The sequence below is a fragment of the Thalassospira sp. genome, assembly GCF_030690045.1.
In the GTDB taxonomy this organism is placed as follows: Bacteria; Pseudomonadota; Alphaproteobacteria; order Rhodospirillales; family Thalassospiraceae; genus Thalassospira.
Genome location: NZ_JAUYHK010000016.1, coordinates 545,459 through 558,187, shown reverse-complemented (window position 1 = coordinate 558,187; position 12,729 = coordinate 545,459). Strand labels below are relative to the sequence as shown.

Below are 12,729 nucleotides of genomic sequence, written 5' to 3'. Positions count from 1 at the left end.
GCCATGCATGTTTCGACATCCCCGAAATTTCGCGAAAATGCCCATGACGCGCTGTTGGATCAAAGCCTGCAACGTGCCCTTGGCCGACTGAAAACCGGGTTTAAGGACAAACGCAGTGCCGCGATTGCCGCGTTGCCGGAATTTGAGGCGCTGCGCGACAAGGCGGTGGAGATCAAAAACCACACGCTGGAAAATCTGGATCATTATCTGACGGCGTTTGAAGCCAATGTGAAAGCCAATGGCGGGCATGTGCACTGGTGCAAGGATTCCGAAGAAGCCTGTCAGACGATTTTGAAGATTTGCCGTGACAAGGATGCCAAATCAGTCCTGAAGGGCAAATCGATGATTTCCGAGGAAATCGGCCTGAATGCCTTTTTGGAAAAACAGGATTTGCAGGTCGTGGAAACCGATCTGGGCGAATATATCATCCAGTTGCGCCATGAACCGCCCAGCCACATCATCGCGCCCGCCATCCATGTCCACAAGGAACAGGTTGCCGACAGTTTCCGCGCCACCCACAAGGGCCGTGATCCCAACCGGGTGCTGGATGAACCGCGTGATTTGCTGGACGAAGCCCGCGAGGTGATGCGCGAACATTTCTTTGCCGCCGATATCGGCATTACCGGGGCCAATTTCCTGATTGCGGAAACCGGGACATCGGTAATTGTCACCAATGAAGGCAATGGCGATCTGACGCAAACCCTGTCACGGGTGCATATCGCGGTTGCCAGTCTGGAAAAGGTGGTGCCGACCCTTGAAGACGCATCAACCATCCTGCGCGTTCTGGCGCGGTCCGCCACCGGACAGGAAATGTCGTCCTACACCACGTTTTCGACCGGGCCGCGCCGGGCAGAAGACCTTGACGGGCCGCAGGAATATCATGTGGTCCTGCTTGATAATGGCCGGTCCAACATGCTGGGCACCGATTTTCAGGATATGTTGCGCTGTATCCGCTGTGCCGCCTGCATGAATCATTGCCCGGTTTACGGGGCGGTGGGCGGTCATGCCTATGGCTGGGTTTATCCGGGGCCGATGGGATCGGTTCTGACGCCATCCCTGATCGGGATCAATCAGTCGGGGCATTTGCCCAATGCCTCGACTTTCTGCGGGAAATGCGAGGAAGTCTGTCCGATGCGCATTCCCTTGCCGAAAATGATGCGCCATTGGCGCGAACGCGAATTTGAAAAACATCTGGGGGCCAGTTCGGTGCGTTATGGCCTGAAAGGCTGGGCCTTTATGGCTTCCAGACCCCGCCTGTACCGGGCGGCGACCGGGCTTGCAGCGCGATTATTGCGGATTCTGGGCGGTGGCAGGGGAGCCTTGCGATCCTTGCCTTTTGCCGGAGGCTGGACGCAAATCCGTGATTTGCCGGTGCCTGAGGGCAAAACTTTCAAACAGCTTTGGGAGGAACAGCAAAAAAACAAATCCCGGCAGGACGGAGGACCGAAATGAGCAATTCCACATCGCGAGATGCCATTCTGGGCCGTATCCGTCACAGTCTGGGTCGTCCGGCCCAGATGCCTGATACCCCACCTGATACCCCGGATGAGGTGACAGACCGCCTGAAAAACCCGGTGGCAAACCTGATTCCGGCCCGTGCGCAATTGCCCCATGCACAACAGATTGATCTGTTCATCAAGATGGCAACGCAGGTTTCCGCCACGGTGACACGGGTGGGCAGCCCGGATGATATTCCGCGTGAAGTGGCGCGGTATCTGGCCGATCAGAACCTGCCTGCACGGGTGCGTGTTGCTCCGGATGCGGGTATTTCCGGTCTGGCGTGGGATCAGACCATGCTGGATATTTCTGCCGGGATTGCCGGGCCGGAAGACGCGGTCAGCGTCACCCCCAGTTTTGCCGCTGTGGCGGAAACCGGCACGGTCATGGTGCGATCCGGTCCGGATCATCCCTATACCCTGAACCTTTTGCCCGACACCCATATTGTGGTTGTCCACGCCAGCAGGGTGACCGGATGTTACGAAGATGTATGGGCACGGTTGCGTCAAAGCGAAGGACACGGCAATATGCCGCGAACATTCCTTTGGGTGACGGGTCCGTCGCGGACAGGCGATATCGAACAAACGATACAGCTGGGCGCACATGGACCGCGTCGCCTGCATATCGTTCTGGTCGATGACACGTAATCACAAACCCAAAAAGCATCGCAGCGTCAGCGACAGTGAAAAAGCCCTGTGGGAGGCTTTTACACATGATGTCAAACCCCTGCGTTCCCGTAAAAAGGAACGTAAAGGTGCCACTATATCCGGGTTGTTAGGCGATGTTGCCAATGGTCCCGATAATGGCGGCGAAGACGGCGATACCGCCCTGTCACAACCGGGTTTCCCAACGCAGCCCCTGCGCGAGGCAATGGCAAAATCCGAGGAAAACCGTGCAACGCGCAATTTACCGTCGGCGCGTGATGCAGACCGTGGGCCCCAGATCAAAAACCCGCAAACCACCGAATTGAAACCCGGTGTAACCGCCGGAATTGATGGATCGACGGCGCGCAAATTCCAGAAAGGCCAGATGACGATTGATGGCCGGATCGATTTGCACGGCATGACCCAGGAAGTGGCCCACCATGCGCTGGATGCCTTTATCAATGATTGCTGGTATGCCGGGAAACGCTGCGTTCTGGTGATTACCGGCAAGGGGTCGCGGGCCGATGAATATGGCCGCACCGGACTTTTGCGGTCCCGCACGCCGCAATGGCTGAGCGCGCCGCATTTGCGACCGCGCATTCTGGCGATCAGTCAGGCCAGCATCCAGCATGGCGGGGCGGGGGCCTATTATGTTTTGCTGAAACGGAGACGCCCGTGACACCTTTTGGCAACCGCATTCGCGAATTGCGGGCACGGCACAATGTTACCCTGACCGATATGGCCAATGCGCTGCAATTGTCGCCGGCCTATCTGTCGGCGCTGGAACATGGACATCGCGGCCGGCCCAGCCCCGGACTGGTGCAGCAGATTTGCGGTTATTTCAATCTGGTGTGGGATGATGTTGACGATATCAAACGTCTGGCGCAGTTGTCCCACCCCAAGGTGACGGTCGATACCGCCGGACTGGCCCCCGAGGCGACCGAACTTGCCAATCTTCTGGCGGAACGGATTGCCGGGATGGGGGATCAGCAATTGGCGAGGATGCTGGAAATTGTGCGGGAAAAATCCGCATAAAGGATCGCGATTATGAACCAGATCACAATAAAAGGTGCGATTTTGGCGATGATTTGCCCGATTTCATCCGTGCAGGTGCGAAACACGGTTTGACTATTGCAAAAATCGGGGGTATCTATCAGCAGGGTTTCGATCCTGTTGAACGAAACTGCCCTGCCTTATAGCAACCCAAGGGATAATTCGGACGCAAGGCGACCGTGATACAACCCGGGCCTGTCTGAACTTCATTTCCTGAAAATCATCCCTTCCCGTTTTCGCCCTTCCCGGCAATTACAGATCATTTTTGCACATATGCATCTCCAAGACCTGAAAAAGAAATCTCCGACCGAGCTTCTTGCCCTGTCCGAGGAACTTGAAATCGAAAATGCCAGCACCTTGCGCAAGCAGGAGCTGATGTTTGCCATTCTCAAACAGCTTGCCGAAAACGACCATGCCATTTTTGGCCTTGGCGTTCTTGAAGTGCTGCCGGATGGTTTCGGTTTTTTACGCAGTCCCGAAGCCAATTATCTGGCCGGTCCGGACGATATTTATGTTTCGCCCAGCCAGGTGCGGCGGTTTAGCCTGCGCACCGGTGATACGGTAGAAGGCCAGATCCGGTCCCCCAAGGAAGGCGAACGTTATTTCGCGCTTTTGAAGGTGGACAAGGTCAATTTTGATGCGCCGGAAAAAGTCCGTCATCGCATCAATTTTGACAATCTGACGCCGCTTTATCCGGACGAACGTCTGAATATGGAGCGCGAATTTGACCGCGAAGGCAACAAGGACATCACCAACCGGGTGATTGAACTGGTGTCGCCGCTGGGTAAGGGGCAGCGCGCCCTGATCGTCGCACCGCCGCGCACCGGTAAAACGGTGATGCTGCAAAATATCGCGCATGCCATCGAGGAAAACCATCCCGAGGCCTATCTGATCGTTCTTCTGATTGACGAACGGCCGGAAGAAGTCACGGATATGGACCGCTCGGTCAAGGGTGAGGTGATCAGTTCGACCTTTGACGAACCGGCATCGCGCCACGTTCAGGTTACCGAAATGGTGCTGGAAAAGGCCAAGCGTCTGGTGGAACACAAGCATGATGTTGTCATCTTGCTGGACTCGATCACCCGTCTGGCCCGTGCCTATAACACTGTCGTGCCCAGTTCCGGCAAGGTTCTGACCGGTGGTGTGGATGCCAACGCCCTGCAACGTCCCAAGCGTTTCTTTGGGGCGGCCCGTAATATCGAAGAAGGCGGGTCGTTGACCATTATCGCGACCGCGCTGATCGATACCGGATCGCGCATGGACGAGGTGATCTTTGAGGAATTCAAGGGTACGGGCAATTCTGAATTGATTCTGGATCGGAAACTGGCCGACCGGCGCATCTTCCCGGCGATTGATATTCTGAAATCCGGCACCCGTAAGGAAGAATTGCTGGTCAGCAAGAATGTCCTTGCCAAAATGTGGGTTCTGCGCCGGATTCTCAACCCGATGGGGTCGCAGGATGCGATGGAATTCCTGCTGGGCAAGCTCAAAACCACCAAGAACAACGACGATTTCTTCGATTCGATGAATGGCTGATCCGGCCTGATCGGATTGCAGGTAAATCTTTTAAAACGGGGTCCGGCTGCGGGCCCCGTTTTTGTTTGGTCAGGGGCGAAAGGCAAGGGTGATTTCGGCATTCTGACCATCGAGTTTCTGACCGGTCAGGATGGTGTTGCCGGGATCGACGCGAACGGTACCGTCACCCAGATGCAATTCAACATGATGCGCACCATAATGCAGGGTAATCGCCAGTTCATCATTGGCGATGATATAACACGGCACCACATCACCGGGGGCCAGATGACGGGGCGGGGCATCCTGCCAGCCGTCCTGCGGTGCAAGGGCGGTCAGGCTGAGGGGATCGTTGCTGTCATTTTGCAAGATCAGTTTGAGATGCAGGCTGGCAGGCATGGCGATATCCTTTTGCGGTAATCCCTGTTGTTTTTATGTGGGGGCTGTGTCGCAAAAGTCGAGATAACAGGGCTTGAAGTGACGGGCGTGACATGGGAATCTGGCAGAAGTATCCACAATTGCTGACAGGCTGATGCAGCTTCTTTTGAAATCCATCGATTTTGCCGCCCGTGCGCATCGGGACCAACGCCGCAAGGGCCCGGCCAATGAACCCTATATCAATCATCCCATCGAGGTTGCGCGCCTGATTGCCGAATGTGAACCGGCAACATCCCAAGACATTTTGTGTGCAGCGATCCTGCATGATGTGATCGAGGATTGCGGGGCGACGCAAGATGAAATTGCCATCTGTTTTAACCCGGTAATTGCCGGGATTGTCGCCGAAGTCAGTGATGACAAGGATTTGCCGCGCCCGGTGCGCAAGGCCCGACAGATTGAAACGGCACCCGATTTGTCCGATGCGGCCAAATTGGTGCGGCTGGCGGATAAAATTGCCAATGTCGGGGCGATGTTGACCGATACACCGATTGGCTGGGACCGTGCGGAAATCCTGCGTTATGTCGATTGGGCCGAGGCGGTGGTTGCCCCGTGCCGCCCGGTCAGTCCGGCGTTAAGTGCGCGGTTTGATGCCATTATCCGCGATGTGCGTGTCTGGCATCTTGAAGAAAATCAACAAACCGGGACGTGATCTTAAACCGCCAGCTTTCCCTGCACGCCCCCAAGGTCAACACCTTCAAGGCGCAGCAGGGCGGCCTTGGTTTCCAACCCGCCCCAGCCGGAATAACCGCCCGGTTTGCCACCTGCGGCCAGAACGCGGTGGCAGGGGATCAGGATCGGGATCGGGTTGCGGCCACAGGCCATGCCAACGGCGCGGAAACCCTTGGGTGACCCTGCGGCAATCGCCAGTTCCTGATAGGTGGCGGTTTTGCCTGCTGGAATTTTGCACATGGCCTGCCAGACGGCTTGTTGGAACGGGGTGCCGTGGGGGGCAAGCGGCAGATCAAAATCTGCACGCTTTCCGGCGAAATAGGCCTCAAGTTGCGATTTGGCCTCGTTTAAAACCGGGCTGGGATCCATATCCTCAACAAAGCCCCAGTCAAGGGCGACGATTTGATCGTCAAATTCAAACAGGGTCAGGGCGCCGACCGGGCTGTTGATGGAAATCTGGGGCATGGTTTTTCCAGTGAGGGGACGGAAAATGAATCAGTCTTTGGGATTTATGCCGTTTCCCCGGCCATGTCGGCAAGTAGTTTTGCAAGATCATTGGCATCGGTTACCGGAGCAGAACACACCGGACCCTGACAGACATAGGCTGTGACCTTGTCCTCCATCATGGTTTTGCCCTGTGCCGGATGCCCGTCGGGCAGAATATCGCCCTTTTGCAGGATTGTGATGGCGCGATTGGGCAGGCAGGCGGCAAAGATTGCACGCCGCATCAGGATGAAATCCTGACTGCGGGCATTGGTGATCAGCACGATTTGCACCGGATTTTGCAGCATTTCCGCCGCCAGAAGCAGGCCCGGCATATTGGGGAACTGTTCCTCTATCCGACCGGCAAAGGCGGCAATGGTGGTTTCGGCGCGGTCGCGATATTTTGTCTCGCCCGTCAGGGCATAAAGCCGGGCCAGATTTTGCGCCATAATGCCATTACCAGACGGTACGGCATTATCCATAAAGGGTTTTTGCCGGATCACCAGATCGCTGGCATCGGATGCCGACTGAAAATAACCGCCCTTGGCATCGGCAAACAGTTCTTCGACCTTGTCGCACCAGACTGTTGCCGTGCGCAGATAGGCTTGTTCGCCAAAGCATTCATACAGCCGCAAGGCTGTGCGGATCATCTGGGCATAATCTTCGAGCATCCCGGCATGTTGGGCCTTGCCATTGCGATAGCTGTGCAAAAAGCGATCGCCGATCATCAGATTGCGGATCACAAAATTATAGGCAAGTTTGGCATAATCCAGCCAGTCCGGGCGGTTGAAAACCATTGCCGCCTCGGCCATTGCGGCAATGGTCATGGCGTTCCAATCGGTCAGAACCTTGTCATCCCAGCCCGGCCAGATGCGTTTGTCCCGCACTGCCAGCAAGGTATTGCGCAGATCGGCCAGCCGTTTTTCGGTGGCGTCATCGCGCAGTTCCATCCCGGATTGCGTGCGGTTCAGAATGGTGCTGTGTTCCCAGTTTCCCTGCGGTGTGACGTCATAGATATCGGCAAACAGGGTGGCGTCATCGGCTGGCAACAGGGATGTGATTTCAGCAATATCCCAGACATAAAATTTGCCTTCCACCCCCTCGCTGTCGGCGTCCAGACTGGCGGCAAAGGCCCCGCCATCGGCGCGCATGTCCCGCAGAAGCCAGGTGATGGTTTCCTCGATGCGAGCGGCATAAAGCGGATTGCGGGTGACGCGCCAGACATCGCATAAAAGGTCAATCAGCTGGGCATTGTCATAAAGCATCTTTTCAAAATGCGGCACCAGCCAGTGTTCATCGACGGCATAGCGGGCAAAACCGCCGCCCAGATGATCATAAATGCCGCCCTGTGACAGGCGGTTCAGGGTCAATTGCACGGCGGCGGACAGGATTTTGTCGCCGGTGCGGTTTGCGACCCGCCAGATCAGGGAAAACAGCGAAGGTTGCGGGAATTTGGGGGCACCTTTGGTGCCGCCATTGTCGGGATCCACCAGTTGCAGGCAGCTTTTGCCAAATTCATCAATTTTTTCCGGGGCGGGAATCGTGCCACTGCGCCCGGCATTCAGGCGGTGCAGGGCGGTGCTGATCTGGCTGACATTGTGGGCGACGCTATCGGGCTGATTTTGATAGATGTTGGAGACGGTCTGCAAGACATCGCCAAATCCGGGGCGGCCATAACGCGGTTCTTTGGGGAAATAGGTGCCCCCCCAGAACGGATTGCCATCGGGGGTCAGAAACATCGTCAGGGGCCAGCCGCCCTGTTGGCCCAGCAGGGCCAGGGCATTTTGATAGAGGCTGTCCAGATCGGGACGTTCTTCGCGGTCGAGTTTGACATTGATGAACAGATCATTCATCAGGGCGGCAATGCCATCATCCTCGAAACTTTCATGGGCCATGACATGGCACCAGTGACAGGCGGCATAGCCGACCGAAAGCAGGACCGGCTTGTTTTGCGCTTTGGCCTCGGCCAGAATTTCGGCTGACCACGGTTGCCAATGCACCGGATTGTCGCGGTGTTGCAAAAGATAGGGGCTGGTTTCTGTGTCGAGATTGTTGCGGGTCGTATCCATGTCCGTTCCTGTGCCCGGTTGGGCTGTTTTGGCGTTTCCGGTTTCTTTCAGGGTAAGGCCGATATCGGGAAAGGCAAGGACTTGATAAAAAAAGCCGGTTATTGATTGTGAAGACGCCATTGCCGGGCATAATGGCGAAAGAACCTTATAAAGGAGATCAGGGCGATGAAAGTGACCGTCGATATCGATTGCACGCCGGAAGAATTGCGGACGTTTTTCGGGCTTCCGGATGTGCAGCCCATGCAGCAGGCCTTGATGAAGGATATCGAGGATCGTATGAAGACCAATCTTGCGGCGATGGACCCAGATACCCTGTTGAAAACCTGGCTGCCGCAGGGCATGCAGAACTGGGAACAGATGCAAAAGGTATTCTGGGGACAGTTCAATGCCGGAAACGGACCCGCCAAAAAGGACTGAGCCAAATTGAAAGCCGATGTGACGCCGACCCTGTCCTATTTCAAGGACCATGTTTTTGTTTGCCAGAATGAACGCCCTGCCGGTCATGAGCGCGGCTGTTGCCACAGCAAGGGGGCGACAAAGCTGCGCAATTACATGAAGGTGCGGGCCAAGGAAATGGGCCTGCCGCAAACCCGGATCAATACGGCCGGATGTCTGGACCGGTGCGAATTGGGGCCGGTGATGGTGATTTATCCGCAAGGGGTCTGGTATCGGTTTGAGACGATGGCCGATATTGATGAAATTCTGCAACGCCATCTGGTCGATGGGGAGATTGTCGAACGCCTGCGGCTTTCGGATCTTCCGGCGGGATTGGATCAGGAAGCGGTTGGACGGGCATGAGACGCGAAACGATTTTTGCGCTCTCAAGCGGGGCGGGGCGCGCCGGGGTGGCGGTCATTCGGTTGTCCGGTCCGCAATCCGGGGCGGTTTTAAATGAATTGCTGGGCCGCAACAGCCCGCCAAAACCCCGACATGCGATCTATGCGCCGATTTCAGACCCGGCAAGTGGCGAACGCCTTGATGATGCGGTGGCTATCTATTTTCAGGGTCCGGCCAGCTTTACCGGTGAAGATGTGGTTGAACTGCATGTTCATGGCGGGCGGGCGGTGATTGACGGGGTGCTGGATTGCCTGTCGCGCCAGCCGGGATTGCGGCTGGCAGAACCGGGGGAATATACCCGGCGGGCCTTTGAAAACGGCAAGATGGATTTGACCGCCGCCGAAGGCATTGCCGATCTGATTGATGCCGAAACCGCCGCCCAGCGCCGTCAGGCGGTGCGACAGATGGCGGGGGAACTGGGCGCGCTTTATGAAAGCTGGCGGGCGCGGTTGATGAAGGCCCTGGCCCATATCGAGGCCGATATTGATTTCCCGGACGAAGATTTGCCCGACGGGATTGTGCCGGTGGTGCGCGGCGATCTGGCGGCGGTGTATGATGACATCATCGCCCATCTTGCCGATAACCGGCGAGGTGAAAGGCTGCGTGATGGGTATCAGATTGTCATTCTGGGCGCGCCGAATGCCGGGAAATCAAGCTTGCTGAACCGGCTGGCGCGGCGCGAGGCGGCGATTGTGTCCGACATTGCCGGGACGACACGCGATATCATCGAGGTACATCTTGATCTGGGCGGATTTCCGGTGACGATGGTGGATACCGCCGGTTTGCGCGACAGCAGCGATGTGATCGAATCCGAAGGGGTGCGCCGGGCCACCGCCCGGGCGCAGGACGCCGATTTGCGGCTGGTGGTGGTGGATCGTGCCTATTGGCCCCATATAGACCCGGAAACCGCAAAGCTGATTGATAGCGGAACGGTGATTCTGGTTAACAAGGTTGATGACGGGGCTGCTGCGGCAAGCCTTCCGTCGCAATGGCGCGGGCAGGCACAGGATGGCCGCGAGGTTGAGCTTCCCGTTTTGGCGATATCGGCCATGAGCGGGGCGGGGATGGAAAGTCTCTTGCACCATCTGGAAAGTCGCGTAAAAGAGGGTCTTGATTTTGCCGGGCCGGTGCCGCTGACGCGGTTGCGCCATCGTCGGGCGCTGGAAGATACCAGCACGCATCTGGCGCGCGGATTGCGCAGCGATGTTGCCGAACTGGCCGCCGAAGATGTGCGGTTGGCGGTGCGTGAAATCGGCAAGATAACCGGCCGGGTCGATGTTGAGGATTTGCTGGATATTATTTTCGGCGATTTCTGCATCGGCAAATAAGCCGATGATAGTCCCGACCTGTGCCGGATGGCCTATAAACAAGCGGGATTTAAGCATATCAAAAAGTGTTTCACGTGAAACATCGTCGACTTCGATGGCGGCGTGATGATGAATTAAGAGCAGTATGGAAGGCGATCCGAAAGGATTGCCAATGAGGGTTTCAATGTCGCAGAACCGTTTTGATGTCATTGTTGTCGGCGGCGGCCATGCCGGGTGCGAGGCCGCAGCAGCGTCTGCGCGGAGCGGCGCACAGACAGCCCTGATTACCCACCGCGCCGACCGTATTGGCGAAATGTCCTGCAACCCGGCGATTGGCGGACTGGGCAAGGGGCATATGGTCCGCGAGGTTGATGCGCTTGACGGGGTGATGGGCCGGGCGATTGACCGGGCCGGGATTCAGTTTCGCATGCTTAACCGGTCGAAGGGCCCAGCCGTGCGAGGTCCGCGTGCTCAGGCCGATCGCAAGCTCTATCGCAATGCCGTTCAGGATATTCTGGCAGAGCAGCCCAATCTGACGGTGATTGAGGCGGCGGTTGAAGATTTGATGATCGATGATGCCAATATCCGTGTGACCGGGGTGATGGCGGATGATGGAAGGTGTTTTCAAGCCGGGGCGGTGGTCTTGACCACTGGCACTTTTCTGCGCGGTCTGATTCATATTGGTGAAGAAACCATGCCGGCAGGCCGGGTGGGCGATGCGCCGTCGGTCGGTTTGTCCTATACCCTGAAACGGTTTGGATTTCGTCTGGGGCGGCTTAAGACCGGGACCCCGGCGCGGCTGGATGGACGCACCATTGACTGGTCGGGTCTTTTGGAACAGGCAGGCGATACACCGCCCGATCCCTTTTCCTTTTTGACCGATGCAATCCGGGTACCGCAGATTTCCTGTTTTATGACCCATACCACCGAAGCAACACATCAGATCATTCGCGATAATCTGCATCGCGCCCCGATGTATAGCGGCCAGATCAGCAGCACCGGCCCGCGTTATTGCCCGTCGATTGAAGACAAGGTGGTGCGCTTTGCCGAAAAGGGCCAGCACCAGATTTTTTTGGAACCCGAAGGGCTGGACGATCCGACGGTTTATCCGAACGGTATTTCAACCTCCTTGCCCAAGGACGTGCAGCTTGCCCTTTTGGCGACGATTCCGGGCTTGGAAAAGGTCGAAATTTTCCGGCCCGGTTATGCGGTTGAATATGATTTCATTGATCCGCGTGAATTGCGCCATACCTTGGAAACCAAAAAAGTCGGCGGGCTGTTTTTTGCGGGCCAGATCAATGGTACCACCGGTTATGAAGAAGCGGCCGGGCAGGGGTTGGTGGCTGGTGTCAATGCTGCGCTTTTGACCGGCGGGTCGGATCGTGAATTTATTCTCGATCGGGCCGATGCCTATATCGGGGTGATGATTGACGATCTGGTGACGATGGGGACGCGCGAACCTTACCGGATGTTTACCTCGCGGGCGGAATATCGGTTGATGATGCGCGCCGATAATGCCGATCAACGTTTGACGGATCGCGGCATTGAATTTGGATGTGTCGATTCGACCCGTCGGGTGGTGTGGACGGCCAAGAAGGACGCACTGGCAACCGCCAAGCGTCTGGTCGGGGAATTGGCCGAAACGCCGAATCAACTGGTCAAGTATGGCATTCGTGTTAATCAGGATGGGGCGCGGCGCAGCGCCTATGATTTGCTGGCGTATCCGGATGTCGGTTTTGATCAGTTGTTTGCGGTCTGGCCACAATTGCGGGACCTTGATCCGGCGATTCGCGAACAGGTGGCGATTGACGCGCAATATAAGGGATATCTGGAACGTCAGGCCGCGGATGTGGCAGCATTCCGCCGGGATGAAGATTTACGATTACCCCGCGATCTGGATTATGATCGGGTGGGCGGGTTGTCGTCCGAAATCAAATTAAAGCTGAAAGAGATTGCGCCGGAAACAATCGGGGCGGCGTCGCGCATTCCTGGTGTGACTCCGGCGGCGGTGACGGCATTGCTGGGCCATATCAAAACCCACAAACATCAAAAATCGTTGCAGCAAAAAACGGCTTAATTTCCCTCGATATTTCAAAACAGGATCAATATATCGGACCGGCAATGTTTCACGTGAAACATTGCCGGTATTTTTGTGCTCAAAAGACGAAAAAACTGAAAGCAGATGAAGTCTGCGCTGGCGTGATGTCGGGGACGGACTTA

At 56.5% G+C, this 12,729-nt stretch carries 13 protein-coding genes; 10 read left to right on the top strand and 3 right to left on the bottom strand.

The window, feature by feature from the left end:
• The first annotated feature begins 3 nt into the window (after positions 1-3).
• The 5 genes from Q8O73_RS14155 to rho all read left to right on the top strand — a co-directional run bounded on the left by Q8O73_RS14155 (position 4) and on the right by rho (position 4,730).
• Positions 4-1,452 carry a LutB/LldF family L-lactate oxidation iron-sulfur protein gene (locus tag Q8O73_RS14155; protein ID WP_305558809.1) on the top strand — a complete coding sequence of 483 codons (1,449 nt, stop codon included), beginning with the start codon at positions 4-6 and terminating at the stop codon, positions 1,450-1,452.
• On the top strand, positions 1,449-2,144 hold the full coding sequence (locus Q8O73_RS14150; RefSeq protein ID WP_305558808.1) for an LUD domain-containing protein: 696 nt from the start codon (positions 1,449-1,451) through the stop codon (positions 2,142-2,144). Before Q8O73_RS14155 ends, Q8O73_RS14150 begins: the two co-directional genes overlap by 4 nt.
• Positions 2,134-2,820, top strand: coding sequence for a Smr/MutS family protein (locus Q8O73_RS14145; protein WP_305558807.1), 687 nt, complete (start codon positions 2,134-2,136; stop codon positions 2,818-2,820). Before Q8O73_RS14150 ends, Q8O73_RS14145 begins: the two co-directional genes overlap by 11 nt.
• Positions 2,817-3,176: a helix-turn-helix domain-containing protein gene (locus Q8O73_RS14140; protein ID WP_305558806.1), complete on the top strand. Its 360-nt coding sequence runs from the start codon at positions 2,817-2,819 to the stop codon at positions 3,174-3,176. The genes Q8O73_RS14145 and Q8O73_RS14140 overlap by 4 nt, the downstream gene beginning before the upstream one ends.
• A gap of 291 nt (positions 3,177-3,467) precedes the next feature.
• Positions 3,468-4,730: a transcription termination factor Rho gene (gene rho, locus Q8O73_RS14135; protein WP_305558805.1), complete on the top strand. Its 1,263-nt coding sequence runs from the start codon at positions 3,468-3,470 to the stop codon at positions 4,728-4,730.
• Positions 4,731-4,799: 69 nt separating this feature from the next.
• Here rho and Q8O73_RS14130 read toward each other — a convergent pair whose 3' ends face one another.
• Entirely contained in the window at positions 4,800-5,105 is a 306-nt protein-coding gene (locus tag Q8O73_RS14130; protein ID WP_305558804.1) for a hypothetical protein, read from the bottom strand.
• A 133-nt stretch (positions 5,106-5,238) separates the two neighbouring features.
• On the opposite strand from Q8O73_RS14130, the gene Q8O73_RS14125 reads away from it, so the two are divergent.
• The gene (locus tag Q8O73_RS14125) at positions 5,239-5,793 is read left to right on the top strand and encodes an HD domain-containing protein (protein WP_305558803.1); all 555 of its coding nucleotides are present in this window, start codon (positions 5,239-5,241) and stop codon (positions 5,791-5,793) included.
• 2 nt (positions 5,794-5,795) lie between these two features.
• Here the strand turns inward: Q8O73_RS14125 and Q8O73_RS14120 are convergent, their stop codons facing one another.
• Together Q8O73_RS14120 and Q8O73_RS14115 are read right to left on the bottom strand one after the other, a co-directional pair.
• Entirely contained in the window at positions 5,796-6,278 is a 483-nt protein-coding gene (locus Q8O73_RS14120; RefSeq protein WP_305558802.1) for a methylated-DNA--[protein]-cysteine S-methyltransferase, read from the bottom strand.
• Positions 6,279-6,322: 44 nt separating this feature from the next.
• Positions 6,323-8,365, bottom strand: coding sequence for a thioredoxin domain-containing protein (locus Q8O73_RS14115; RefSeq protein WP_305558801.1), 2,043 nt, complete (start codon positions 8,363-8,365; stop codon positions 6,323-6,325).
• A 165-nt stretch (positions 8,366-8,530) separates the two neighbouring features.
• On the opposite strand from Q8O73_RS14115, the gene Q8O73_RS14110 reads away from it, so the two are divergent.
• The 4 genes from Q8O73_RS14110 (at position 8,531) to mnmG (ending at position 12,586) form a co-directional block, all read left to right on the top strand.
• On the top strand, positions 8,531-8,782 hold the full coding sequence (locus Q8O73_RS14110; protein WP_305558800.1) for a DUF6489 family protein: 252 nt from the start codon (positions 8,531-8,533) through the stop codon (positions 8,780-8,782).
• Positions 8,783-8,788: 6 nt separating this feature from the next.
• Positions 8,789-9,163, top strand: coding sequence for a ferredoxin (locus Q8O73_RS14105; RefSeq protein WP_305558799.1), 375 nt, complete (start codon positions 8,789-8,791; stop codon positions 9,161-9,163).
• Positions 9,160-10,530, top strand: a complete 1,371-nt coding sequence (mnmE, locus tag Q8O73_RS14100; protein WP_305558798.1) for a tRNA uridine-5-carboxymethylaminomethyl(34) synthesis GTPase MnmE — start codon at positions 9,160-9,162, stop codon at positions 10,528-10,530. Before Q8O73_RS14105 ends, mnmE begins: the two co-directional genes overlap by 4 nt.
• Before the next feature lie 163 nt (positions 10,531-10,693).
• A complete protein-coding gene (gene mnmG, locus Q8O73_RS14095; protein ID WP_305558797.1) occupies positions 10,694-12,586 on the top strand; it encodes a tRNA uridine-5-carboxymethylaminomethyl(34) synthesis enzyme MnmG in 1,893 nt (630 codons plus the stop codon).
• The last annotated feature ends 143 nt before the right edge of the window (positions 12,587-12,729 follow it).

Excerpts from the sequence above, each read along its gene's own strand:
- Q8O73_RS14145 (WP_305558807.1), top strand. The coding sequence starts at position 2,134 with ATGACACGTAATCACAAACCCAAAAAGCATCGCAGCGTCAGCGACAGT.
- Q8O73_RS14130 (WP_305558804.1), bottom strand. The coding sequence starts at position 5,105 with ATGCCTGCCAGCCTGCATCTCAAACTGATCTTGCAAAATGACAGCAAC.
- rho (WP_305558805.1), top strand. The coding sequence starts at position 3,468 with ATGCATCTCCAAGACCTGAAAAAGAAATCTCCGACCGAGCTTCTTGCC.
- mnmG (WP_305558797.1), top strand. The coding sequence starts at position 10,694 with ATGTCGCAGAACCGTTTTGATGTCATTGTTGTCGGCGGCGGCCATGCC.
- Q8O73_RS14115 (WP_305558801.1), bottom strand. The coding sequence starts at position 8,365 with ATGGATACGACCCGCAACAATCTCGACACAGAAACCAGCCCCTATCTT.
- mnmE (WP_305558798.1), top strand. The coding sequence starts at position 9,160 with ATGAGACGCGAAACGATTTTTGCGCTCTCAAGCGGGGCGGGGCGCGCC.
- Q8O73_RS14155 (WP_305558809.1), top strand. The coding sequence starts at position 4 with ATGCATGTTTCGACATCCCCGAAATTTCGCGAAAATGCCCATGACGCG.
- Q8O73_RS14110 (WP_305558800.1), top strand. The coding sequence starts at position 8,531 with ATGAAAGTGACCGTCGATATCGATTGCACGCCGGAAGAATTGCGGACG.
- Q8O73_RS14150 (WP_305558808.1), top strand. The coding sequence starts at position 1,449 with ATGAGCAATTCCACATCGCGAGATGCCATTCTGGGCCGTATCCGTCAC.
- Q8O73_RS14120 (WP_305558802.1), bottom strand. The coding sequence starts at position 6,278 with ATGCCCCAGATTTCCATCAACAGCCCGGTCGGCGCCCTGACCCTGTTT.
- Q8O73_RS14125 (WP_305558803.1), top strand. The coding sequence starts at position 5,239 with ATGCAGCTTCTTTTGAAATCCATCGATTTTGCCGCCCGTGCGCATCGG.